The 24555-nt window shown below is 40.6% G+C and carries 21 protein-coding genes and 1 pseudogene; 16 read left to right on the plus strand and 6 right to left on the minus strand.

From position 1 onward, the window contains the following. From ICN43_RS02935 to ICN43_RS02995, 13 genes and pseudogenes are all read left to right on the plus strand, one after another. Positions 1-380 (plus strand): annotated as a pseudogene (locus ICN43_RS02935) (glycosyltransferase family 1 protein); the annotation flags it as partial. Between the two features lie 16 nt (positions 381-396). Beyond that, positions 397-1524, plus strand: coding sequence for a glycosyltransferase (locus tag ICN43_RS11250; protein ID WP_216197116.1), 1128 nt, complete (start codon positions 397-399; stop codon positions 1522-1524). Next, complete coding sequence (locus tag ICN43_RS02945) at positions 1521-2579, plus strand: glycosyltransferase family 4 protein (RefSeq protein WP_216197117.1); 1059 nt, start codon at positions 1521-1523, stop codon at positions 2577-2579. The genes ICN43_RS11250 and ICN43_RS02945 overlap by 4 nt, the downstream gene beginning before the upstream one ends. Positions 2580-2581: 2 nt before the next feature. Then, positions 2582-3571: a glycosyltransferase family 4 protein gene (locus ICN43_RS02950; protein WP_216197118.1), complete on the plus strand. Its 990-nt coding sequence runs from the start codon at positions 2582-2584 to the stop codon at positions 3569-3571. After that, positions 3561-4613 carry a glycosyltransferase gene (locus ICN43_RS02955; RefSeq protein ID WP_216199863.1) on the plus strand — a complete coding sequence of 351 codons (1053 nt, stop codon included), beginning with the start codon at positions 3561-3563 and terminating at the stop codon, positions 4611-4613. The genes ICN43_RS02950 and ICN43_RS02955 overlap by 11 nt, the downstream gene beginning before the upstream one ends. A gap of 18 nt (positions 4614-4631) precedes the next feature. Further along, positions 4632-5225: a histidine phosphatase family protein gene (locus tag ICN43_RS02960; protein WP_216197119.1), complete on the plus strand. Its 594-nt coding sequence runs from the start codon at positions 4632-4634 to the stop codon at positions 5223-5225. Further along, complete coding sequence (locus ICN43_RS02965) at positions 5222-6088, plus strand: hypothetical protein (protein WP_216197120.1); 867 nt, start codon at positions 5222-5224, stop codon at positions 6086-6088. Before ICN43_RS02960 ends, ICN43_RS02965 begins: the two co-directional genes overlap by 4 nt. A gap of 614 nt (positions 6089-6702) precedes the next feature. Beyond that, complete coding sequence (locus tag ICN43_RS02970; RefSeq protein ID WP_216197121.1) at positions 6703-7749, plus strand: phytanoyl-CoA dioxygenase family protein; 1047 nt, start codon at positions 6703-6705, stop codon at positions 7747-7749. Between the two features lie 63 nt (positions 7750-7812). Next, complete coding sequence (locus ICN43_RS02975) at positions 7813-9951, plus strand: hypothetical protein (RefSeq protein ID WP_216197122.1); 2139 nt, start codon at positions 7813-7815, stop codon at positions 9949-9951. Then, positions 9952-10890 carry an NAD(P)-dependent oxidoreductase gene (locus ICN43_RS02980; RefSeq protein WP_216197123.1) on the plus strand — a complete coding sequence of 313 codons (939 nt, stop codon included), beginning with the start codon at positions 9952-9954 and terminating at the stop codon, positions 10888-10890. It abuts the gene before it with no gap. A gap of 11 nt (positions 10891-10901) precedes the next feature. Continuing rightward, positions 10902-12188 (plus strand): FAD-dependent oxidoreductase, encoded by a 1287-nt coding sequence (locus tag ICN43_RS02985; RefSeq protein ID WP_216197124.1) that lies wholly within the window; start codon positions 10902-10904, stop codon positions 12186-12188. After that, positions 12185-12586: a GtrA family protein gene (locus tag ICN43_RS02990; protein WP_216197125.1), complete on the plus strand. Its 402-nt coding sequence runs from the start codon at positions 12185-12187 to the stop codon at positions 12584-12586. Before ICN43_RS02985 ends, ICN43_RS02990 begins: the two co-directional genes overlap by 4 nt. Positions 12587-12591: 5 nt before the next feature. Further along, entirely contained in the window at positions 12592-13539 is a 948-nt protein-coding gene (locus ICN43_RS02995) for a lysylphosphatidylglycerol synthase transmembrane domain-containing protein (protein ID WP_216197126.1), read from the plus strand. Between the two features lie 23 nt (positions 13540-13562). Here ICN43_RS02995 and ICN43_RS03000 read toward each other — a convergent pair whose 3' ends face one another. Both ICN43_RS03000 and ICN43_RS03005 read right to left on the minus strand, forming a co-directional pair. Next, the gene (locus ICN43_RS03000; protein ID WP_216197127.1) at positions 13563-14312 is read right to left on the minus strand and encodes an SDR family NAD(P)-dependent oxidoreductase; all 750 of its coding nucleotides are present in this window, start codon (positions 14310-14312) and stop codon (positions 13563-13565) included. A gap of 1 nt (position 14313) precedes the next feature. After that, complete coding sequence (locus ICN43_RS03005; RefSeq protein ID WP_216197128.1) at positions 14314-15618, minus strand: FAD-binding oxidoreductase; 1305 nt, start codon at positions 15616-15618, stop codon at positions 14314-14316. 270 nt (positions 15619-15888) lie between these two features. On the opposite strand from ICN43_RS03005, the gene ICN43_RS03010 reads away from it, so the two are divergent. Continuing rightward, positions 15889-16695 (plus strand): decaprenyl-phosphate phosphoribosyltransferase, encoded by an 807-nt coding sequence (locus ICN43_RS03010; protein WP_370623145.1) that lies wholly within the window; start codon positions 15889-15891, stop codon positions 16693-16695. Then, positions 16692-17111: a divergent PAP2 family protein gene (locus ICN43_RS03015; RefSeq protein WP_216197130.1), complete on the plus strand. Its 420-nt coding sequence runs from the start codon at positions 16692-16694 to the stop codon at positions 17109-17111. Before ICN43_RS03010 ends, ICN43_RS03015 begins: the two co-directional genes overlap by 4 nt. Positions 17112-17688: 577 nt before the next feature. Here the strand turns inward: ICN43_RS03015 and cysN are convergent. Together cysN and cysD are read right to left on the minus strand one after the other, a co-directional pair. Continuing rightward, positions 17689-19665 (minus strand): sulfate adenylyltransferase subunit CysN, encoded by a 1977-nt coding sequence (gene cysN, locus ICN43_RS03020; protein WP_216197131.1) that lies wholly within the window; start codon positions 19663-19665, stop codon positions 17689-17691. Beyond that, positions 19665-20582, minus strand: a complete 918-nt coding sequence (gene cysD / locus ICN43_RS11255; RefSeq protein WP_370623193.1) for a sulfate adenylyltransferase subunit CysD — start codon at positions 20580-20582, stop codon at positions 19665-19667. The genes cysN and cysD overlap by 1 nt, the downstream gene beginning before the upstream one ends. Positions 20583-21639: 1057 nt before the next feature. Between cysD and ICN43_RS03030 the strand changes: the two genes are divergently transcribed. Next, positions 21640-22458 (plus strand): DUF3108 domain-containing protein, encoded by an 819-nt coding sequence (locus ICN43_RS03030; RefSeq protein WP_216197133.1) that lies wholly within the window; start codon positions 21640-21642, stop codon positions 22456-22458. A 269-nt stretch (positions 22459-22727) separates the two neighbouring features. On the opposite strand, the gene ICN43_RS03035 is transcribed toward ICN43_RS03030, so the two are convergent. Both ICN43_RS03035 and ICN43_RS03040 read right to left on the minus strand, forming a co-directional pair. After that, positions 22728-23426 (minus strand): M23 family metallopeptidase, encoded by a 699-nt coding sequence (locus tag ICN43_RS03035; RefSeq protein WP_216197134.1) that lies wholly within the window; start codon positions 23424-23426, stop codon positions 22728-22730. 51 nt (positions 23427-23477) lie between these two features. Further along, entirely contained in the window at positions 23478-24506 is a 1029-nt protein-coding gene (locus ICN43_RS03040; protein WP_216197135.1) for a calcium:proton antiporter, read from the minus strand. Between the last annotated feature and the right edge of the window lie 49 nt (positions 24507-24555).

The following is a 24555-nucleotide window of genomic DNA, read 5'->3' on the forward strand; positions in this document are numbered from 1 at the left end:
ATATCCCACGCTTTATCCGCCTGCTAGTAGATGAGCGCGAGGATCTAAAACAAGTCTTTAATCTAGAAAAGATTACTGGCCAGTTAGCCTGCGCCGAGTGGTGGGAGAAAATTGGTAAAGACCAGTACCCCAGATTGCAGTGGCAGACAGCGCAGTTTTGGCAATCATTGGCTCATGCCGATGAACAAGCAGATGATGTATCCCATATCCCACGCTTTATCCGCCTGCTAGTAGATGAGCGCGAGGATCTAAAACAAGTCTTTAATCTAGAAAAGATTACTGGCCAGTTAGCCTGCGCCGAGTGGTGGGAGAAAATTGGTAAAGACCAGTACCCATTAATGTCTGAAATTTCATTTTCTCCCTTACTTTTTAGTAAATAAATCCTGGACTTAATTCGTGAAAGAATCTTTTGGAGTGAATGTTGTTGGTTTTCCTCAGAGCACTCTTGGGCTTGGGGAGGATGCTAGGATGGCTACAAATGTTATAAATAATCTTTCAATACCAGTCGTTGCAATTCAGGCCCCAATGTCTGGGCCGCCTAAATTAGAGCATTCAGTCGACCATTTTGTAAGTGATCATTTGCAATATGACGTTTCTATATTTTGTCTTCCTCCTCCCGATATGTACCGCTTGGCTCTGGAGGGGGGGAGGCATTTAATTGATGTAAAAACATATCGAATTGGAGCTTGGCCATGGGAGCTTCCTCATTGGCCATCGGCCTTTGGGCGCCTTGATAAATTTGTTGATGAAATTTGGGCTCAAAGTGAGTTTGTTGCAACGGTATATAAAAAACTTGGAATAGTTTCTGTATTCAATATGCCAATGGTGATCTCAATACCTAAACCCACAAAAAATTTGAGGGATTCAATGAATCTCCCAAGCAACTCCTTTTTATTTTATTTGCTGTTTGATGGAAATTCTTGGTTAAGTAGGAAAAATCCTTTGGGGGGTGTACAGGCTTTTCAAAAGGCCTTCCCATTAAATTTAGAAAATCAAAATATTGGACTTGTAATTAAGGCTATGAATGTCAATCCAAATGATTCTATGTGGAAAAAAATTGAGTTAATTGCAGCAAAAGATCCACGTATTCATATTATTCAAAAAAGAATGGAAAGGCAGGATCTCATTAATTTGATGGATTCATGCGATTGCTATATTTCATTGCATAGAAGTGAAGGATTTGGAAGGGTAATTGCCGAAGCTATGTTACTAGGGCAGCCTGTAGTGGTAACTAACTTTTCTGGGAACGTAGATTTTTGTAATAGTTCTACAGCTTACATGGTTGATGGAGAATTGCAGCCACTGTTACCAGGAGATTATTTATTTTATGAAGGTCAATATTGGTGTGATCCTGATATAAATACTGCATCAAAGCAACTAGTTCGTGTATTTGAGAATCCAGTTGAGCGAAATAAGATTTCAAAAGCAGGAAGAGATCTCATACTTGAAAAATATTCCATGTCGACAGTAAGCCGCGCCTACCTCGGCAGACTATCAAAAATCCGAGTTGAATATTCTCTATGATTAGGCTAAGAATATGTGCGCCTGATATATTTGAGGGTGATGCTGTTGGAAATCATTGCCTTGGTATTGCTAGAATGGGTAAGCGACTCGGTTATGAGATAAGCATTTACGCAAAAAATTTTGAAGCTGATGATGATCTTATTATCCCTATAGAGGATTTATTTGGAAGTGTTAATGAATCAGATATTCTCCTTATTGCTTATTCAATTTATGACCCTTATTTAGATGCGCTCTTAAAACTTAAATGCTCAAAGATTTGTTACTTTCATGGTGTTACATCGTCAGCACTGCTTAATGAGTTCGATATAGTGACGGCGAAATTATGTCGTTTGGCAATTAAGCAAATAAAAAAATTTAAAAGTTTTGATACTATAATTTGTAATTCAAAATATACATCCTTAGCATTAGAAAATATCATTAATCCAGAGAGGCTTTTAGTGATCCCGCCTGTATTTTTGGATATGGCGACGTATAAAAGAGTAGCCACCAAATATAGTCGAAGGCATGAACTTAATTTTTTAATGGTTGGCAGATGCGTCCCACATAAAAATATTGAGTTTGCAATTGAAGTATTGGCTGAGGTAAATAATTCACTTAAACAGGCTACTCTCTCGATAGTTGGTAGTACGCCTAACTATAACTATTTCAAGTTTTTAATTAATAAGGCTCGAAAATTAGGGGTTTTGAGTAGTATTGATTTTACGGGTGTTATACACGAACAAGCCCTAGTTAATTTGTACACCACAACAAGCGGTCTTTTGGTGACAAGTAAACATGAGGGATTTTGTGTTCCTGTGCTTGAGGCTATGAGTTTTGGTAGTCCAGTTTATGTGCTTGGGGGAAGTGCTGCGCAGGAGCTGTGTTTAAAGCCGGAGATTTTTCTTGATAGTGACTGTCCATCTGCTTGGGCTGCCAGAATCTCTGCCGAGGTAAATCAGTCTAAACTTGTCAAGGATGAGGACGCTTGCGAGAGGTTAGCTCGTGCTTCGATAGTTTTGAATTTAGCTAGCGATTCCATTTGGCTATCTGCGCTTGATGATGGTAAAGGAGTTTAGTAATGACCAGTGGCCTAAAGATACTTCTTACAACATACAGTACTGCATATTCAACAAGCGGTGGGGGGGAGGTAGAAATAATTAGGACCGCAGAAATGCTAAGGGGTGCCGGTGCCCTTGTAGATATTTATGGCCCTGCTAGCAGACCTTTAATATTCTATGACTTCATTATTCATTTTTCGGTTGAGGCTAGCGGAGCTCCATTATTTTTTGCTGCAAAGGAGGCTGGCAAAAAAATCTTTATATATCCAAATGTTTGGTGGTTTGAAGCCCCTTCTCCGGTAGAAATTGAAAGAGTAAAGGCATTGGTATTAGCAGCGGATAAGGTAATTTTTAAATCAAGAGCAGAGCTTCAGAACTTTTCTCGATATATTTCTTTACCCCACGACAGGATTGTGGTTTCAAGATTGCCAATATCGCCTAGTTTTTCTCAAGAAATCGATGCACAACTAGCTATGGCTTATACAGATAAACTGGGATACGTTTTGTGTATTGGTTTGCTAGAGCCAATTAAAAATCAATTAGAGCTTATTCGAGCCTTAAACAGCCTCTCGATGGATGGAGTATTTATTGGCGGTACAAGAGACGAGGCATATGCTCGCCAATGCAAGCTAGAAGCCCATCACGGAATTAAATTCCTACCTTTCATTTCCCCATCAAGCTCTCTATTGCGCTCTATTATCGGAGGTGCTGCTGTTCTCGTAGAGCCAAGCTTTGATCCTCCGGGAAGATCTGTTTTGGAAGGGGCAATTCTAAAGCGTCCGGTCGTTATTGGGGCTAGTGAGTGGCAAGAAGAATATTTCTCGAAACACTGCTGGATAGTCTCGCCAGATTCTTCTGCAGATATTGCTAAAGGGGTGATGGCAGCATTAAATGATTCGGATAGATCAATTAAGATAAAAAAGGCTTATGAATGTTTTTTATCCAACAACTTAGATCATTTGGTCGGCAGTGTTTTAATAAACTCAATTCTTGGCTGCGATGACCAGTAGAAACTCTATAACTCGAGTTTTAGTGATTCAAAGGAATTCTTTATCAGATGAGAATTTATTATCAAGATCGATTGGAGCAAGATTTACTCCGCTACTAAATTATATGAGTGGGCGAAAATTAATTAGTTTCTGCGAAATATTGGAGGATAACATCACTCTTATGGATTTAAAGAGTTGCGATGTGGTTTTGTTTAATAAGCATTCTTCTAGGCAGGCTATAAATATTATGAAAATGTCTCATGATATTGGCCTAAAAACTATATATGATCTTGATGATTGGATACTCGACTTGCCCGAATATTCTGTAACAGATTTGCTTGAGGATCAGCTCGGAAATATTATTTGGATGATTCGAAATGCCACTTTTGTTACTGTCTCTTGTAATGCTTTAATGGATAAAGTCGCTCTTTTGCGCAATCCCATATTTCTGCTGAAAAATGGGATTGATCCGTCTGCTTTTGGCTTTGGAGATGGTGGTTGGTCAGAATCAAAAAAACCAAAAATTCTTTTTTCTAATACGGATGGAATTAAATTGATTAAATTCAAGGAGAAATTTTTTGAATTAATTATTAATTTTTTGAATGATAATCCAGAGATTTCAATTGATTATTGGGGTGATATTTTTCCTGAGATTTATCAAATACCAAGAATTAGGATAAGAGGATTTCTGCATAATGAGGCATATAAAAGAGCGATATTAAGCGAGGGATATTGGTTTTCAATCGTGCCATTGGGGGGCCCAGAGGATGCAGATTCCTTATTTTTCAATAGCTGTAAATCTTGTATTAAGTATATAGACTATGGCGCACTCGGGATACCTGGCATATATTCCAACACCCCAGTTTATACAGAAGTAGTTAAGCATCAAGTTAATGGAATTCTTGTTGATAATGATTCGCTCTCTTGGGAGAAAGCAATGAATAGCTTGCTTCAAAACTCGTTATTAAGACGCGAGATAAGGGAGAGTGCCTATGTAGACGTAGTTAAAAATCATGGACTAAAAGAGCCTGCTAAAATTTTCTTGAACCTTCTTAGACTATGATTTGAGTGAGCTCTATATATGGATTTATTTTTGATCCGACACGGTCAATCACTGGCCAATGCTGCCGGCAGGTTGATTGCTGATCGGTATGATGGCCTGAGTGCATTGGGTATTTCTCAATCACAGGAATTAGCTCATACTCTCGCGGAAATGAGGCACATGCCCTCACTCATTTTTTCTAGTCCCTGGGCAAGAGCACGTGAAACCGCTGAATATGTATACTCGCAAAGTATTGAGATTAATTTTGATGCAAGGCTTGCAGAAACAAACCCCGGAAAGTTTGGCACATGGTTGGAAGCTGACTTCAATCAACAGTTTCCAGAATTTAATAAAAATATTGCAAATCAATATGAGGAGGGTGAGTCACATTTAGATATGGCTTATCGTGTCTGTAATTGGGTGGATGAGGAGGTATTTCCAAGAACATCTGAGTCCGGCCTCATTAGTGTCGTTGCGCATGGTGGACCTATAAGCGTAATATTGCAATACTTATTAGGTATACCCATAGAGACTAGATACCCAAGTTTTTCTGTGCCGAATGCCTCTTTTTCTATATTAAAATGGCGCCCTGATTTGAACCGGTATTGCTTGCTATCTGCAGGTCATCAATGAGAAAAAAGATATTAATCTATGAGCCGCTCTATAAGGCAAATCAGAAGATAGTAGATCTTGCATTTTGCCCACTCATGATTAATGATAACTCCCTCTCAGAATGGCGTGAGCTTAAACATTTGATTAATATATATGATGCTTATATTCATTTTAATGCTGAATATACAGGATTATTTTCACCTAAATTTCAATTAAAAACACATATTACGGGCGAGGAATTTATTGATTTTGTAAATAGCAATCCAGGGGGGGACGTTTACTTTATAAATCCTTTCCCGCAAATCAAGTACTGGTCTTATAACGTTTGGATGCAGGGAGAAATAGCACATCCCGGGCTAAAAAAAGCTGCTAAGCAACTTTTAGAGGCAGCAAAAATACCAATAGATATTGAGAGGACTCCACGGCATGGCAGTAATTTATTAGCCTACTCAAATTTTTGGGTTGGGACGCCAAACTTTTTGGAGAAATATATTGTAGGTATTCTAAAGCCAATAAACCAATTCTTATTGGAAAATCCTAACCATCCAGCAACCATTGGGGTCTTGGCAATGACTAAGCATACCGTAAGTGCCCCACTGCTACCATTCATTATTGAGCGACTCTTCAGTACTTATTTGTCATTAAACCCAGATATTGATGCAGTTTGTTACCCCTATTCTGAGTCTGAAATTATTGATAAATATTGTATAAATGATTTCGAAAGGTTGTTAGTAAGATTTATGAGGAATGAAGTTGATAGAGCTGACATTGATTGTAGATTTACTGATGGTCTTTTAGGTAAAATGAATCTAGCATGCCAGTTATTTCAGCAGCATCATAATGATTTATATGAATATAAGATACATCCCCATCTTTCTAGATAACGTTATCAATTAAAATGAAACCAGTCATCTAACTGAGTTTATTCATTGAGGTATTTAATGTATTATTTCTCCTGATGTACCATAGCCTTTTGGAGATATTCTACCAAGTCGCTGGCGTGGTCATATATTGTTGTAAGCTGTGATTTAAGCGTCGATATTTTTGCACTTATCTTGAATAAAAAATAAATATTCATTAATCAGTTTATAATGATTTTTTAATATACTGTACAAACAAATTTAATTTCCCTAAATTTGGGAAATTTAGCCTCAGAAGCTTCTAAAGATTCAGTGTAACTATTCTACAGGTTATCAGTGCTATTTAGGTTTACAGTAAATAGATCATCGAAATTCCTTTTCAGTACCCTTTAAAACTAGAACGATTTGAATAAATTAAATTATTTATCGTTAACATTAGGTCTTTCATAGGAGTTACAGATAACATAAAAATCATCTTTTTAAATGTACGAAGCTAATGGTTTGTATCAGACCTAAAAATATCTCAATTAATAGTAACTCTTAAAGCATTTGGGGGGGTAAAGGGGCTACGCTTTTTCCGGCTCATCTTCATAATGTGTCTATAATCAAGAAAATTTATCTATTTTACATTCCTTTTTATGAAAACAACTCACTTGCTACCTGGAGTCCCTTTAGTTGAAAGCCCTTTCTTTAATGATTTTGCTGAAGAGGTTTGGTCAGGAGAGGAATTGAGAATTGCTAGGGATTTAAACGAAAATGGTTTTGCGGTTTTTAATTTTTTAGACTCAAAATTAATTGAAGCAATTAATCAGATTCCATCTGACTTTAAGGATAAATATGATTGGGATGCTTGGCGAGCTGAAAAGCTCGAGAGCTTGCGAATTCAGGATGCATGGCAGTTTGATAGCCGAGTTAATAGTATTGCCTCAAACCCACAAATTATTTCCTTATTAACTAGTCTTTATGGGAAGCCAGCATTCCCATTTCAAACTCTGAATTTTGCGGTGAGTAGCGAACAAAGTGGGCACAGTGATCACGTGCACTTCAGCAGCTTACCCGAAAGATTTATGTGCGGTGTTTGGGTGGCATTTGAAGATATTGATGAAAATAATGGCCCTTTATTTTATTATCCAGGCTCACATAAGTGGCCTTCGTATGCTAACGAGCATATCGGTGTAAGTGGATTTGACATAGGAAATGCCTACGGTCACTATAGTAAATATGTTGATTTGTGGGAGGCGCTAGCCAATTCACATGGCGTGCAAAAAAAATACTTCTATGCCAAGGCTGGACAGGGGTTAATCTGGGCATCTAACCTTGTCCACGGTGGTAGCAAGATGCTAGATAGATCTAGAACTAGGTGGAGTCAGGTAACGCATTATTTCTTTAAGGGGTGTGGCTTTACCACGCCTGTAGCAAATGATATTAATCAAGGTCAAATTTATTATCGAGATATTATTGATATCTCTAATGGCAGTATTGTAAAAAATATTATTTCTGGATGTGAAGTTAATGAGAGCTTAGTCGAGAGGTTGATGCCTCCATGTATCTCTGGTCAAAATTTACCTGTTGATTTTGTTGCTTCAAAATATTTAGAGTTGAATCCAGATGTTTTAGAGAGCAATGCTGACCCAGAAAGCCACTATCTAAATTTTGGAAAAATTGAGGGCAGGCGCTATAAGTAGTAATCACGCCTAGAAATACTCTTAAACAAAAATTTTATGAATGTTTAAGATACATTTAAGTATATGGATAAAAAAAGATATCTGGAGCAAATAGCTTATGTTAGAGATTGCCTAAATTTCTACGAATATAAGATTAATTTTATATTTTGTTTATCCGCCCTGTTTATTTTTGGATTAGCTGTTATTGGTGTAATTAAGGGTTATTCTAATATTCCATTCTGGGATATGTGGGACGGATATTTAGACTTTTATACCCGAGCAAAGTCAGGTAATTGGTATTCATGGGTTGCTCAACACAATGAACACAGAATTTTATTATCAAGAATTCTGTTTTGGATAGACCTTGCTTTATTTCATGGGCAAGTTTGGTTTTTGCTTTTAATGAATTTTGTCTTTATTACGACTGGATATTTAATTTTTAGAGCTGCATTAAAAGAATCTCCATCGAATAGCAAATGGGTGAGTTTTTTTATATTTGCCTGGCTGTTTTCATGGTGCCAAAAAGAAAATTTAACCTGGGGATTCCAAAGTCAATTTTTTTTGGCCCAACTACTTCCTCTAGCTAGCTTTTACTTGATGCATAAATCTTCGACGATTGAAGGTAGATCCCTTTTCTATTTTTTGGGAGCAGCTGGGTGCGGGCTTCTTTCGGCTGGCGCTATGGCAAATGGAGTCATCACCCTACCATTGCTATCAATTTTTTGTGTGCTTATTGGTGGAGGCTGGCGACGAATAATTACCTTATGCTTTCTTTCGGCTTGTGTTTTGTCAATTTATTTCTTTGACTATATTGCCCCCGTTGGTCACAGTTCATTAAGCGCTGCCTTAAGTGAGAACCCAAAAGGATTTGCAGAGTTTGTACTCATGTATCTCGGGGGACCTTTCTACTATGTTTTCGGGATGGGTAAGGTTGGTTTTTTGGCCGCTAAGATTGCTGGAGGAGTTTTAATCTTTGGGTCTATTGGATTTGCTTTGAAGGCACTGCAGGCCCCCAAAAACTCTACCTTAATGCTCGCACTTCTTTTCTTCATTCTATATGTCGGCGGATCTGCATTTGGTACAGCGGGAGGGCGTCTTAATTTTGGGGTGGAGGCATCACTAGCTAGTCGCTATACAACACCCGCTTTAATGTGTTGGGCTGCTTTTATTGTCCTTATTTATCCATTTGTGAGGGTATTGGCTATCAAGATTAGCATGTTTTTCATTTTATCTGCGATCCTTGTTGGGATGATGCCCGCTCAACTAAAGGCCTTGAATTCACAGAATGAATTTATTTTTGAAAAACAGGTAGCTTCATTGGCAATTGAGTTGGGTGTGAGAGACCAGCAACAAGTCAAGACTATTTTTCCAAATCTTGATTGGGTCTTTTCGCTTGCTAAGGCTCCAATTGAAGAAAATGTGTCTATATTTGGGTCGAAGCCCCTAAAAGATTTGAGAAAAGGCCTTGGCCAAAAGATCGAGCTTAGCAATTTAGCGTTTCCCGATTGTAATGGCCACCTAGATGACATTAATGTATTGGGTGAGGATCCACTGTTCGATCGGGTAAGGGGATGGGTATTTGAGCCAAAAAATACCGCATATCAAGAAGTCCTTTATTTTATTGATGATAGTCAAAAGATTGTAGGCTATGCTTATAGTGGTCAAGAAAGACCAGATGTTGGTCTGGCGATGGGAAGGGGTGCTGAGCGAGCCGGCTTTAAGGGATATTTATTTGCCGATATGCGCGGTAAGGCCATATATATAGTTGGTGGAAAATTCCAGTGTCGGATGGCCTATGCTTCTCGTTTCACTGTTTCGGAGTTCGAATGGAGGGGTGGTGAAGGTAGGGAAATTGCCTCTGTTCAAAGCATTGACATTGGCTTAAATAGTTGGATCGGAAAAGATTTTTATAAATCTAATATTCCCGGCTTTAGGGTGCTTGGAAGCTTTATTAATTCCGATATGGATACTGGCAGCGTGGTTGTTAAGCTGAATCGAGGTGATAAATTACTTTATCGCTCAGGGCCTACGAATCGCCATCAGATGGTTGAGATAATTAACTCTGGACTTGCGCCTACTCAACTTCCACTAGCCAAGGATTGGGTTATCCTTGAATTTTCAGATAGTCGGCTTCCCGATAATTTTCTCTTAAAACTCACCGACCAGGGGGTTGGATGGGGGGAGTGGTCAGCAATAGGCTTGAAAGTAAGTACAGGCAAATAGATGAACAAATTACGCATTATTCTACCGGGTGGCGCTGGACTTGTCGGTCAAAATTTAGTTGCCCAACTTGTTCTTAAGGGCTATAACAATATTATCGTTATCGATAAGCACAAGACAAATTTAGAGTCTCTTCAAGTCATTCATCCTGCTGTAATTACAATTAATGCTGATCTATCAAAGCCAGGAGCTTGGCAAAATTATTTTAAGGGTGCAGATGTTGTTGTGATGCTCCAGGCGCAGATTGGGGGATTGTTTTATCAGGAGTTTATCGATAATAATATCTCATCAACTGAGCTAATTCTTGATTTGATTAAGGAAAATAGCATTCCTTATCTGGTGCACATTAGCTCTTCTGTTGTTGAGTCTGTTGCTGATGATTTCTATACTCGAAGCAAGATTAAGCAAGAGAAGATTGTTCTTGCAGGTGGCATTGCATGCCCAATCCTGCGCCCAACTTTAATGTTTGGCTGGTTTGATAGAAAACACTTGGGATGGCTTGCTCGTCTGATGCAAAAAATTCCCGTGTTCCCCATTCCTGGTAATGGAAAATTTATGCGTCAGCCGCTGTATGTGGGTGATTTTTGTGGGGTAATTATTAGTTGTATTGAAAATAGAATTCCTAGCGGGATATTTAATATATCGGGCCATCAGAAGATTGACTATATTGACATGATTCGTGTGATTAAAAGGGCGACTGGCACTAAGGCTGTTATCTTAAAAATTCCGTATGGACTCTTTTATGCGTTACTTTGGGTTTGGGCCCTTTTTGATAAAAATCCACCATTCACAACCCAACAACTGCAGGCTTTAGTTGCTAAAGATGAGTTTGAAGTAACAAACTGGCCGGAAACCTTTGGTGTTCCTTTCACTCCCTTTGAGCAAGCAATTGAAGAAACATTTAATCACCCCAAATATAGTAAGGTAGTACTCGATTTTTAAGAGGAATTAGCGTGGGAAAAAAAGTTGCAGTCTTAGGTGCTGGCCCAATGGGTCTGGCTGTTGCCTACCAGTTGGCTAAAGATGGCCATCATCCCGTGGTTTATGAGGCAGATGACAGGGTCGGTGGAATGACCGCTGCCTTTGACTTCTCTGGCTTAAAAATTGAGCGCTACTATCATTTCCATTGCATTTCAGATCATGCCTTTTTAAAGGTATTGGATGAGCTAAATCTCTCTGACAAGATGAGATGGGTACCTACGAAAATGGGGTACTGGTATCTAAATCAATTGCAGGCATGGGGTAATCCAATCGCATTACTCAAATTTCGTGGCCTTAGTTTTGTTGCTAAATTTCGTTATGGCTTACATGCATTTCTATCTACTAAGCGTGATGACTGGAAGCCCTTAGACAAAGTGGATGCTGTTCAGTGGATTCAGCGCTGGGTAGGTCCGGAGGCTTATGAGGTTTTATGGCGCAGATTATTTGATTATAAATTTTATGATTACACAAGCAATCTCTCTGCAGCTTGGATTTGGAGTCGTATTCGTAGAATCGGGCGATCACGCTATAGCCTATTTAAGGAAAAGCTAGGTTATCTTGAGGGCGGCTCTGAGACTTTGTTGCAGGGCATGCATGAAGACATCAAAAATAATGGCGGAGAGGTTCGACTTCAAACGCCTGTTACTAAGGTCATTATTGAAAGTGGCTCAGTAAAAGGGGTGGAAACCTTACATGGTGTTGAGCAATTTGATACTGTAATAAGCACGATGCCCTTACCTTATATTCCTAAGGTAATGCCAGATTTGCCAAAAGAAATTTTGGCGCAATTTAGGTCTGTGAAAAATATTGCGGTTATTTGTGTGATTGTGAAGTTGCGTAAACAATTAACTGAGAATTTTTGGCTCAATACAAATGATCCAGAGATGGATATTCCGGGAATAGTCGAGTATTCAAATTTACGTCCACTAGATCACTCTATTGTGTATGTGCCATTCTATATGCCGGGAGAGCACCCGAAGTTTGCCGAACCTGATGAGGCGTTTCTTGAAAAAGTTCAAAAATATTTTAAGAAAATTAACCCCGATCTTAAAGATGAAGATTTCTTAGATATTCGAGCAAGTCGATATCGATTTGCTCAGCCGATTGGCGTGCCTGGATATTTGGAAACTATTCCAAGGGCTAAGCTTCCAATTAAGGGGCTTTGGGTTGCAGATACTTCCTACTACTACCCTGAAGATCGGGGAATTTCTGAAAGTATAGATTTCGGTCGAAAAATGGCTCAGGATGCTGTAAGGTGATCCACCAATTTTTTTCAAAGCAATTTATTAGCTTTTTAATTACCGGCGGTATTGCAGCTACCGTTAATTTTCTATCCCGTATTTTTTATAATCAATATTGCAGTTTTTCTGCATCGGTTCTCTTTGCTTATTTAACTGGCATGATCACCGCCTTTATTCTGGCAAAGATATTTGTTTTTAAGTCTAGTACGCAGACAATCAAGCGTTCAGCAATTATCTTTGCCTTGGTAAATATTTTGGCTGCGGCCCAGACTTGGGCGATTAGCATGGGATTAAATTTTTACATCTTGCCAGCCCTTGGTTTCCAAAAATATGTAGCTGAAATTGCAAGTGCTGTTGGAATTGCTTTCCCGGTATTCACGAGCTATCTTGGCCATAAGCGCTGGTCATTTAAGTAGCAGTGATGAAAATTGGGAAGGCGGCAATCGCATTTATTTTCCTCACCTGCTTTTACTTGGGTTTATTGCTATGGGTAGATGCCAAAAATCAGGTATTAGCTCAATTGCATTTGTTGGCAAATGCAATTCCATTGCTTTTGGGTATATCACTCCTATCCTACTTTTTTAGATACCTTCGCTGGCGTTGGCTTTTGTCCCGATCAGGGTTTTCAGTTGGGTGGATGTATGGATTTATGGCCTATCTCGCTGGGTTTGCATTTACTGCCACGCCCGGAAAAGTTGGTGAATTAATTCGCATCCGATATTTCGCTAGGGTGGGTGTGCCCTCAAATATTTCTTTTGCAGCATTCATTTATGAGCGCGCACTTGATTTAATTGCCGTCTTATTTTTAGCTTCTTTGGTAATAAGTCGCCCAGACTTGCTCGTACTTGCACTAAGTTTTGTAACTATTTTTATTGGTTTATTGGTTGCAATTGCTTTGAATCCCAATTTTTTGACGTGGATCAGTGAGTTTTTTAATGGGCATTCTTGGCTTTGGTTGGAAAAACTTGTTTTAGTTATTCGCGATGGTCTGCTGTCCTGCCGATCTTGGTTAACTCCTTTGGACTTAATAATTTCCATCTCCCTTGGCCTGGCTGCGTGGACCCTAACTTCATGTGGGTTTTTGTGGCTATTGTCAAACCTTGGTCTGTCAATACCGCCTTTGGAGGCATTTAGTATTTATCCAATGGCTATGTTGGTAGGTGCTGCTTCCATGCTCCCTGGCGGAGTAGGCTCTACTGAGCTATCCATTGTTTTGCTTTTAGGTATATACGGCACTACTACCAGCATTGCCACTATTGCAGCAGTTGGAATTCGTTTTGCAACAATCTGGTTTGCAGTGCTGACAGGTTTTATTTGCCTTGGTGTTTTAGAGATATCTCAGGTAAACGAAAGTGATAATAAGATTTGATTTAAGCCCTTACCAAGGTATTTTTAAATATTCATTTTGTTAAATATGCATCTTGGTAGATGTCGAATCACCATCATAATAAGCCACCATTTAGCTGGCGCATAAATTTCGATTTTCTGAGCATCTATTCCGTCGGTAATTATTTTCGCGACTTCTTCTGGAGAGGCAAATTTCTCATTGCCTTTCATTGAAGCGGTCATGGGCGTATTGGTCGGTCCTGGCTTAATTAGCGAGACATGAACATTAGTGCCTGCAAAGCGATGTTGTAATCCTTGAGCATATCTCGTCACCAAGCCTTTGGCAGCGCCATATGCGTAGTTTGATTTGCGTCCGCGATCACCAGCAACTGAGCCAATAATGGCAATAGATCCTTGATTCAGTTTCGCCATATGCTTGGCAAAAGCCTCCGCATAAAGTGCTGGGGAAATTCCATTAATTTCTAAGGTGCTGTAATTCATAGCCAAATTATTTTGGCAGTCCTCTTGCGAGGGTAGGGTGCCATGGGCTATTAAGACTATATCAATGGGCCCAGCTGCAAATAGGGAGTCAACAGTTTTGCTGATAGTGGTTGGATCAATAAAATCCGTTACCAATGTTTCTATTTTAGTTTTTGGTGAGCGCACTAACAAGTCGGCGCCTACAACCTCTAGTTTCTTTTGGTCCCTGCCAACCAAAATCAATTCCACTGAACTTTTCTGCGCCCATATTCTTGCGCAATTCTCAGCTATAGATGATGTGGCACCAATAATGGCAATTCTTTTTGTAGTATTCAATTTAACTTCCTAGTAGGCGACGTGATAGTGATGAGCTCATTCCAGCATCACGATATTTTAAGAATTCATTTAACTTCGGGTAGCCTGCCTCAAATAGTTCGCGAGGCATGCGGGCATCTTTGGCCGGATATATCCGACCCTTAGCTTCTTTGACAATAGCATCCAAACGATCCAAAAGTTTGTGTGTACGCGATTCGTGATTTGGAAAATCTAACGCTAATGTGACGCCTGGCTCGGGGAAGCTGAGCATGCCAATAGATTCTCTATTGCCAAAAGTTTTAAGGACTGCAAGAAATGATCCTTCGCCTGACTTTTCAATTTCCTTGAGCATGGCTTGAGTTGCATCTTGCCCAACATTTCTGGGGATAACGCTTTGATACTGAAAGAACCCTTTGGGTCCATACATACGATTCCATTCCAGCAACTTATCGAGTGGATAAAAGAAAGGTTCGTAATGCACAACCCCCATGCTTGCTTTGTATTTTTTGAGGTTGTAGTAGGCGAAGTTAAAAGGGCGTAGGGTTAAGGAGTTAACCAGAGAAATGGGTGGCACAAAAGGCATTTTTTTCTCTGCCTTCATTTTTGGCGTATCCTTTAATTCATTATTTGGGTTAGCACGCATGAAGATGCCTTGACCTTTGTTGGACATGCAATCAATCCAAGAGACCGTATACTCCCAGTCCTTTTCCGAGCTATCCGCTAATTCAAAAAATTCAGATAAATTTGAGTACGGAATGGTTTCGGTATCGAGCCAAGGGCCATTAGTGGGCCGCATTTGAATTTCTGCCTCTAAAATTAAGCCGGTAAGTCCCATCCCCCCTACAGTGGCGGCAAACCAATCTGCATTCTGACCTGGACCACATTCAATTTCTGTGCCATCAGTTCGCATCAATCTTATATATTGGACATGATCCCCAAATGATCCCAATAAGTGATGATTTTTGCCATGAATGTCATTTGCAATCGCCCCACCTACAGTCACCATCTGAGTTCCGGGGGTGACAGGCAATATCCAGCCTCTTGGGATAAATAGTCTTTGTATATCCCTTAACAGCACCCCGGCTTCACAGCGCAAGCGGCCAGTTTTTTCATCAAAGTGAATGAGGTGATTGAGTCCAGTAGTGAGCCACAGAGGGCCGCTTGGGTTTAAGGCAATATCACCATAGCTACGCCCCATGCCATGAGCAATTCCAAGATGACCATCATACCGCGCTTGGATTACCTCGGCAGCTCTAAACCGATCATTTAGGGGGACAACATGGTGATCTTCATGACTTAGGCATCCCCAGGAAGAAATTGGCTTCATTTGGTCTTTTTGCACGGTTTTCAAAGACTGCTGAAGACCTTGGTGTATGGGGCGGGAATCATTACTGCTATTTTAAGGGGGTTGTTTGGGATTTGCTAATAGAGCCTTAAATATATATGGATATTGTAATTAATGAGAGAATGGAGTTCACTAGCTAACTTTTTTCAGTAAAAATCTATTATTCCCTGAAATATGAAAATTTCTGCAACAACATATAGCCTTAAGGATCGGATAATTGGGCTTATAAAGTTAATAAGACCAAAGCAATGGGTGAAAAATGGATTTGTCTTTGCTCCTTTGGTTTTTTCGGGTGAAATATTTAATCCAGTTGCGCTAAATAATGCTGTCCTAACCACATTCTTGTTTTGCTTGGCATCATCCGCAACTTATATAGTGAACGATATTCATGATGTTGATCTTGATCGTCAGCACCCTAGAAAATCTAAATCTCGCCCGCTAGCTTCTGGCATTGTCTCTAAAAATGCTGCCTTAGTACTTCTATCGGCTCTTTATTTTGTTTTGGCTCTCGGTTATTTGGTCATGCCAAAAGTAATTTTGGTGATTATTGCTTATCTGGTGCTTAACTTAGCTTATACATTTATCCTAAAGCATGAGCCAGTTATTGATATTTTTACAATTGCCATTGGCTTTGTTTTGCGTGTGATTGCGGGTGCTGTAGCTCTAGATTTAGGCGCCTCAGCTTGGATGTGCGTAACTACTCTTTGTTTGGCTCTGTATTTGGCTGCAGTAAAGCGTCGTCAAGAGATAGCACAAAGTGGATCTGAAGGCCGTAGGGTTTTAAAGAAATACTCAGTAGCGCTGGTAGATCGTTATGCTGAAATGTCTGCCACAGGCGCTTTACTTTTTTACAGTATGTTTGTAATGTCTACGCGTCCAGCACTGGTGATCACTATCCCGCTAGTTTTGTATGGCCTTTTCCGCTATTGGTATGTGGTGGAAGCTCTAGATGGCGGGGAATCTCCAACCGATGCTTTATTTTCTGATTGGCAGCTAATGGCAGTTGTAGTTCTTTGGATTGCTACTTGCGTTTGGGCTCTGTCTGGGATGCATCTATGAAAGAATTCTCATATGTAATCACTCCTTTTCTAGCTTGGCTCATTGCTGGAATTTTGAAGTTTTTAATTAATAGTTTGAAGGCTCGTCGTTTTGCTTTTGACTTGATTGGTTATGGTGGTTTACCCAGCAATCACAGCGCTATCGTATCAAGCATGGCTACACTCATTGCCCTAAAAGAGGGGATTAATATACCTGTTTTTGGCGTTGCTATCGCTTTAGCCTTTATTGTCATTTTGGATGCTAGTAGTTTACGCAAGCAGGTTGGAAAACATGCCGAGATAATTAATCAGTTAAATTCTTTAACTAAAAATTCTCCATCGATTTTGCGTGAGCGAATGGGTCATACCCGTGTTGAAATTTTAGCCGGAGTAATCACTGGGTCAGCAGTTGCTTATTCAATTTTTTGTTTTAGTTAATATACATTTGCTCCTTCTAAATAGCGCATTACGGTAGGTTTTCTAATGCCCCAAAACGCCCAAGTGTCTCTTAAGTCTCCTGGGCTGAGCTCTAAAAATTGGCTTAAGGCGGCAGTTATTACGAATCTCAAAGAGATCGGCAGGACTACTGGCTAATACTCTCCTCCATGAATCTTTTACATCCCACCTCTCTTTTGTGCTGATGAGGGTGCTGAGGTAATTCTGCAGCAATCATGTCAGTCAATTCTGTCACTTTAATCCGTATAGATCACTAGGAATTTATGTTTCTGTGGTTTACGCTAATTCTATTGATTGGTTAATGAGAGGTTCACATGTTATCTATCGAGTATGTTCATAAAAGAGTGCGTTTGTTTAGGGTTGAATTAAGTCTGATGGTGATCTCTTGTTTAGCAGTAATACTCCTCATTTGGAATATCTTTATTGCACTCAAAATTGTCAAATAAGCACGGGCATATTCCTTCCTGCCTTACCAGGCCTCAACTTAAGTCTGCAAAGCATTGTAAATAATCTTGTTTGAGCTCTTTCAATTTGGACAGTTGGAGAAGCTATCACCCGCTTAGAGTAAGCGCAGTATTTTCTCTAGTGGGTTAGTCCCACGTTTCTTTTTTCCTGTATCAATAATCACATTTGGATTTTCTGGAACTTCATAGGGGCTAGAGATTCCTGAGAAGTTGGGTAGTTTTCCTTCTCGCGCTTTCTTATAAAGCCCCTTTGGGTCTCGCTCTTCGCAGATCTCTATTGGAGTATCAACAAATACCTCAATAAAGTTTTCTTCTCCAATGAGTTGCCTTGCCATTTCTCTTTCTCGCTTAAATGGAGAGATGAAGGCTGTCATGACAATCAGGCCGGCATCCATCATGAGCTTTGCTACTTCAGCAATGCGTCTCATGTTTTCTACTCGGTCGGCATCAGTAAAGCCTAGGTCTTTATTAAGCCCCTGGCGAACATTATCTCCATCGAGTAGGTAGGTATGTTTTCCTTGTTTATGGAGCTCTAGCTCAAGTGCATTTGCGATGGTAGATTTGCCCGAACCTGAAAGACCGGTAAACCAAATTACCTTACCTTGATGACCATGCTGCTTTTCTCTTGCAGCCCTATTGATGCTGAGTGCCTGTGTATGAATATTATCAGCCCGTCGTAGACTATGCCGAATGAGGCCTGCTGCTACGGTAGCGTTCGAGAATTTATCTACGAGGATAAATCCACCGAGCTCCTTGGAGTGATCATAAGTATCAAATGTGACGGGTTTTGATAAGGCAATATTACATAAAGCAATCTCATTAAGGGATAGCTCTTTGCAAGCATTCTTGGCTAGGGTATTAATGTCAATTTGGTGCTTGATGGAAGTGATACTGGCAGTTGCTTGTTGGGTCGATAAAATAAAATCATAATTTCTGCCGATGAGTCCAGTTGTCTGATCTAACCAAATGATCGTTGCTTCAAATTGATCAGAGCTCGTAAGTGCTTCTTTCGGGCTGGTCAATACATCACCTCTAGAGATATCAATCTCATCATGAAGGGTGATGGTGATTGCTTCACCTGCTTGAGCTTTTTCTCCTTTTTTGGAGAGGATTTTGTTGGGGGTGATGATTTCACTAATCTTGGTGGTTTGGCCGGAAGCCGTGACGCGAATAGTATCCCCAACTCGTATTTGCCCACTCGCAATAGTGCCACTAAAGCCCCTAAATTGAGAATGGGGCCGGTTAACCATTTGGACTGGTAAAACGAAAGGCTGTTGTGTTTGCCCTTCGGCTATTTTTTCAATAGGCGCATTTTCAAGTGCGTTAATTAATGTGAGGCCCTGATACCAGGACATTTTTTTTGATGACGTGGTGATATTGTCACCAAGTAATGCGCTAACTGGAATGGCTGTGATGCTGTTAAAACCAAAGTCTTTCACATGCAAATTGAAAGCATTGCTAATTTTGTTGAATGTCTCTTGGTCGTAATGAATTAAATCCATCTTATTGATGGCTAGGATCACTTGTTTGATACCCATGAGCGATACCAGATACGCGTGGCGCTTTGTCTGGGTAAGTAAGCCTTGGGTAGCGTCTACTAAAATGATGGCTAATTCAGCAGTAGAGGCTCCAGTGACCATATTGCGGGTGTACTGTTCGTGCCCAGGAGTATCAGCCACAATAAATTTACGTTTATTGGTAGAAAAGAAGCGATAGGCCACATCAATCGTAATACCTTGCTCTCTCTCGGCTGCCAATCCATCCACCAGCAGAGCAAAGTCTATGCCTTCACCTTGTGTCCCAAACTTTTTTGAATCTGTTTCAAGAGACGCAATTTGATCATCTAAGAGTGATTGGGAGTCCCATAGCAAGCGGCCAATCAAGGTGCTCTTGCCATCATCTACACTGCCACAGGTAATAAAGCGTAATAAATCTTGTTTATTTTCTTGCGCCAAAAAGGCTTCGATTGTCTTGGGAGTATTTCTTGATGGAGCAGATACTTGCTGGACGACTTTCTTGCTCTTTTTTGACAAGATGGCTTTCTGGGAGGTTTTGGTATTAAGCGGGCGCATTAGAAGTATCCCTCTTGTTTTTTCTTTTCCATACTGGCATTCGCATCACTATCGATAGCTCTTCCCTGCCTCTCAGTTTGACGTGCGCTGATGAGTTCAAGAATAATTTCTGGCACATTAGTAGCGGTTGATTCAATGGCGCCAGTCAATGGGTAGCAGCCCAGTGTTCTAAATCGAACCAGTTGATCTTTAATTTGCTCAGTATCTTTTAGCTGAAAGCGGTCGTCATCTACCATTAGTAAGAGATTATTTCTATTTACTATAGGGCGTGCTTGGGCGAAGTAGAGGGGCACCACAGGGATATTTCGGTAGTAAATATATTCCCAAATATCCAATTCGGTCCAGTTCGATAGAGGAAAGATGCGCATGCTTTCGCCAGGATCAATTCTGGTATTGAACAGATTCCATAGTTCAGGACGTTGATTTTTGGGATCCCAATGGTGAGTTTTTGTGCGAAAAGAAAAAATGCGCTCTTTGGCGCGTGATTTTTCCTCATCACGCCTTGCGCCTCCAAAGATTGCATCAAACTGGTATTGATCTAGAGCTTGTTTTAAGCCCTCGGTTTTAGTGATGTCCGTATGGACTGCTGACCCATGATCAAAGGGATTGATATTTTTTTCAATGGCTACTGGATTGGTGTGGATGATTAAATTGATATTGGGATCTTTAGCAATCTCATCTCTCACCTCATACATTGCTTGAAATTTCCAGCGAGTATCGATGTGTAGCAATGGAAAGGGTAACTTTCCTGGATAAAACGCTTTTTTTGCTAACTCCAACATCACAGAACTATCTTTACCAATCGAGTACATCATGACTGGATTTTTTGCTTGCGCAATGGCCTCTCTAAAGATGAAGATACTTTCAGCTTCTAGGCGCGCCAAATGAGGGGGTAGAGGTATTTTATTTTTCGCTATACCGGCATGAGCGGGGGGTATTTCGCGATAGGCCGTCAAAGAATTGATGGCCTGAAGTTTCTTGCTATCCCTAAAGTAGCTGACTAATTGTCCGTGGGGAAAGAGTTGGATTGGTTTTGCTAAAAAATCTTGCAATTTATTAATGGCATCAATGATCCCTTTGAGGCTGATTGTTTTGCCAATGTAAATCCAGTTTCGACCTCCTTTTGCAGAGTTCGCATGTAAAAATATGTCTCCGCTTGTGAGGGTATGCAATTGAGCGAATAAAATCAGCTTCCTTTTAGAGCGCGCTATTTCAAGTTGCTTGGTCAATACAAGTAAATTTAATGGCCGGCCAAAGTCATCCCTCAATAGGCTAGGACTTAGTTCTCCTGGCCATAAATCTAATTCATGCAAACGTCTTTCCGCAGTGCGTTTTGTACCTGCTTCTCCAAGCGTCTGTAGTGCCTCAAATGCTAGTTCAGTATTCCAGGCCTGGGCATTACTAAATACCTCAAGGATAGGGGTGCTGCTTTGTTGAGCCTGATCTTTTTTTCGCATTTTGCATTAAATAGTGATATTTATTTAAATTTACCATATTTTAATAAAAAATATTGAAAAAATAGTTTTATATGCAAATTACGACAATATAGATCAGGGCAATGCAATCATAATGTTTAGCCACTAAGAGATTGCTGGTGCAGTAAGCTGGATGGTAATTGTTCTAGCTGGGGAGTTAGGCTGCGCACTTGAGTAACTTCTATCGCTGTTATAAAAGTGTTCAGCTGTTAAAGAGGTAACCGTATTAAAGCGATATTGCCTAGAGCATATAGTGCGGTTATTCGTGCCGCCTGGGCTGGGTAGTATAGTAGTGAAGATAATCTAAAGCATCAACATGCCGTGGTATGTCGCTATGCCCATGCACAAGAATCGTTAGTAAAATTAGGCAATCCAGTAAGGTGGGCTCTACTGGAAGATCAACGGGACCAGTTTTGCACTATAAAGTTCTCAGGAATAGCTAATGACTAGCTAAAAATGAATCACCTAATTATTTACTTAATCACACTGTCAATTTCTAATGAACAAATCTATTTACCAATTAGTCAGCATTACTAGCTTACTGACCTTTTCAGCTCTAGCTTATGGGCAACAAGTGCCTACCCCGATCTCCGCTCAATTTGAGTATGAACTGAAAATTACCGCCGATCCATCCAAGCGAGCCGCCTACTTAAAGCAATCGGGTGAAGCGCCGAGTTCGTATGAGCAAGTGTTTACTTTAGTCAAAGGCTCAATGCAGGTGGCTACGGTAGTGGATAAGGTAGATATCAACAAAGATCGTTACCATATCAACTCTACGGGAACACTGCTACCAGTACTTTCTACAGTGCTGCAGGGTCAAAAACTCATTCGTGATTCAGTTGGCAGCGTTGGCGCTGGCGGTATGCTGACAAATACCTATCAAGAGAAACGTGGCAATACTGAATTGCTAATTGCTAAAGCAGATGTACCTAAGAATGTCATCAATTTTTATAAGGTCTCATCGCGTACCCCACCAACAGGCACTGCGCCCTATGCGGGCCAATTACTCGATATGCTGACGGTAGGCTATCAGTTCATTGGCCGAGCTTTACCAGCTAAATCAGTTGTGTTACCAGTAACTGATGGCCGCTCCTTAAAAAACTACACCTTAGTTCGTGGAGAGGTTTGGGAGTTTCCATTTGATGGCAGCAAGGTAAAAGCAGTGCGCTATTACAAAACTACCTCTAAGGATGATTCTGCTACTTTTGAGGTTTGGTTTTCTGAAAAAGAACATATTCCTCTGCGCTCCGTCATTGGCTTAAGCGATCAATATGGCGCAACGATTCAAGTGGATCTGAAAAAGATCCCCAAGCTTTAATTGGAAGATGCTAAGTTGAGAAATATATGCAGGCTAAGCCATTGAAAATAACAATTGGATTGATGTTAATATTTTTTGTACTTATTAGCATCTTCGCTAGCCAGCTTTGCAACCCAGAACCCAATAATCCTGTGGTCACCACCGTTTCAAATGCCCTATCGGCAAGCAAGCCGATGCAAAATAATGCTACCCCAGACCCGTTATCTTGGGAGCCGCTGCTCCAGCAATTGCTCAGTTTTTTCTCTAAAGCCTGTCCACGCTAGATGTATTTATTGCTGGACTTTCCCAGCAGGTGCCCTAACAATTACTTGTGGCTCGCCGGATTTTCTGGTGGCGCTTGAGGTGTAAACCACTTCAGGTGTGTTCTGGGTGGATGTAGAAGTCTTGAGTTGACTCGGTGCCTTGAGGCGAATATCTTTGAAGATGAAGGTATAGCGCTGCAGATCGGAGGCCGATTTCTTGCCCTCAATTAAGAAAAGTAATTTAGGGTCGATCGAAACACCACCTTTACTGACTTCAAAATGTAAATGAGGCCCAGTAGATTTACCGGTACTTCCCACAGTCGCAATTTTCTGCGATTGTTCGACGATCTCACCTCTTTTAACTAGCAGTTCAGAGGCATGACCGTAGCGCGTGACTACACCTTGGCCATGATCGATTTCAATTAAGTTTCCGTAGCCGGGAGCATAAGCAGAAAAGATCACCTTGCCTCTTCCGGCCGCCAGAATTGGACTACCAAATTGCGCAGGAATATCAAGCCCATCATGATTTTCATGTACGCCACTTAGGGGGCTAATGCGATTTCCATAGTCGCTAGAAATGCTGTGACTCTTGATTTCAGGTACTGCGCCCAGAATGGAAGGTCTTACAGGGAGTGTCTCAAGCATCGCCATCGCAATGGGGTCTCGAGCATTTTTTGGGGCCTCTGCGTAAAGTGGACTGCTGATTAAAAAGATTGCAATCAGCATGCAGACTTGAGTGTTTCCTTGTGAGCGCAAGTAAGAAGGCAAGAGCATGAACTAGGGTACTAGACTTAAGAAAAGGTATTCAAAGAAAATGATGAGGTGAACAACGCCTTGTAGCAGTGTCGTTCTACCAATAGCTAATGTGAGTGCGCCAATAAAGAAGGATAGGTACATCAGCGTCATATTGAGTGAGCTAATTCCCAGGCTAAGCGGTAGATCAAAAAAGATGGCAAATGCGGCAACAGTAGGAATGGTCAATCCAATGCTTGCTAGAGCAGAGCCCAAAGCCAAATTGAGACTACTTTGCAGGCGATTTGCACGTGCAGCCCTGACAGCCGCATAACCCTCTGGTAAGAGTACTAACATCGCAATGGCAATACCAATCACCGTTTTTGGTGCCCCAACTGCTTGAACACCAGCTTCAATTGCAGGGTTGAGCCCCTCTGCCAAGCCGACAACGATTGCCAGAGAAATTAGAAGCAATACTAGGCTTTTAGCTGTTTTTAGATTACTGGGCTTATCGGCATGCACACCGCTATCCGTTTTTAAGGCTGCCTGTTTTGGGAGGTAGTAGTCGCGATGGCTTACTGTTTGGAAGAAAATAAAAGCCCCATACAAGGCAAAAGAGGCAATGCCCGCAAAGGCAAGTTGGCTCTTTGTAAAATCGGGCCCTGGAGTGCTTACTGTCACTATTGGCATAACCAAGATGAAAGTCGCCAAAGCAGTTAAAACTGCTAATGCAGAATTAGTCCCTTCATTACGAAAAGACATTTCATAGTGCTTGATTCCGCCCATGAAAATACATAAACCAATCACACCATTCATCACGATCATGACCGTAGCAAATACGGCATCACGCGCAATAAATTGAGAGCCATCATGGCCCGCTAACATCATGGCGATGATGAGTGATACTTCAATAATGGTCACGCTGATTGCTAGTACTAATGTTCCGTAAGGCTCACCCGTTTTATGGGCAATCACTTCAGCGTGATGGACGGCAGATAAGACTGCGCCTATCAAGGTAATGCCCATGAGCGCGATAAACCAAGTTTCATTTAGTAAAGGCGCTAGTGCATGCATGAATAATCTTATCTTTTCTGTGAAAAAGGGTATTGCTCGTTAAGATAGA

The organism is Polynucleobacter sp. UK-Mo-2m-Kol15 (assembly GCF_018881505.1).
In the GTDB taxonomy this organism is placed as follows: Bacteria; Pseudomonadota; Gammaproteobacteria; order Burkholderiales; family Burkholderiaceae; genus Polynucleobacter.

Coding starts and splice junctions, on each gene's coding strand:
- ICN43_RS02945 (WP_216197117.1), top strand. CDS start 1,521: ATGATTAGGCTAAGAATATGTGCGCCTGATATATTTGAGGGTGATGCT.
- ICN43_RS02950 (WP_216197118.1), top strand. CDS start 2,582: ATGACCAGTGGCCTAAAGATACTTCTTACAACATACAGTACTGCATAT.
- ICN43_RS02955 (WP_216199863.1), top strand. CDS start 3,561: ATGACCAGTAGAAACTCTATAACTCGAGTTTTAGTGATTCAAAGGAAT.
- ICN43_RS02960 (WP_216197119.1), top strand. CDS start 4,632: ATGGATTTATTTTTGATCCGACACGGTCAATCACTGGCCAATGCTGCC.
- ICN43_RS02965 (WP_216197120.1), top strand. CDS start 5,222: ATGAGAAAAAAGATATTAATCTATGAGCCGCTCTATAAGGCAAATCAG.
- ICN43_RS02970 (WP_216197121.1), top strand. CDS start 6,703: ATGAAAACAACTCACTTGCTACCTGGAGTCCCTTTAGTTGAAAGCCCT.
- ICN43_RS02975 (WP_216197122.1), top strand. CDS start 7,813: ATGGATAAAAAAAGATATCTGGAGCAAATAGCTTATGTTAGAGATTGC.
- ICN43_RS02980 (WP_216197123.1), top strand. CDS start 9,952: ATGAACAAATTACGCATTATTCTACCGGGTGGCGCTGGACTTGTCGGT.
- ICN43_RS02995 (WP_216197126.1), top strand. CDS start 12,592: ATGAAAATTGGGAAGGCGGCAATCGCATTTATTTTCCTCACCTGCTTT.
- ICN43_RS03005 (WP_216197128.1), bottom strand. CDS start 15,618: ATGAAGCCAATTTCTTCCTGGGGATGCCTAAGTCATGAAGATCACCAT.
- ICN43_RS03015 (WP_216197130.1), top strand. CDS start 16,692: ATGAAAGAATTCTCATATGTAATCACTCCTTTTCTAGCTTGGCTCATT.
- cysN (WP_216197131.1), bottom strand. CDS start 19,665: ATGCGCCCGCTTAATACCAAAACCTCCCAGAAAGCCATCTTGTCAAAA.
- ICN43_RS03030 (WP_216197133.1), top strand. CDS start 21,640: ATGAACAAATCTATTTACCAATTAGTCAGCATTACTAGCTTACTGACC.
- ICN43_RS03035 (WP_216197134.1), bottom strand. CDS start 23,426: ATGCTGATTGCAATCTTTTTAATCAGCAGTCCACTTTACGCAGAGGCC.
- ICN43_RS03040 (WP_216197135.1), bottom strand. CDS start 24,506: ATGCATGCACTAGCGCCTTTACTAAATGAAACTTGGTTTATCGCGCTC.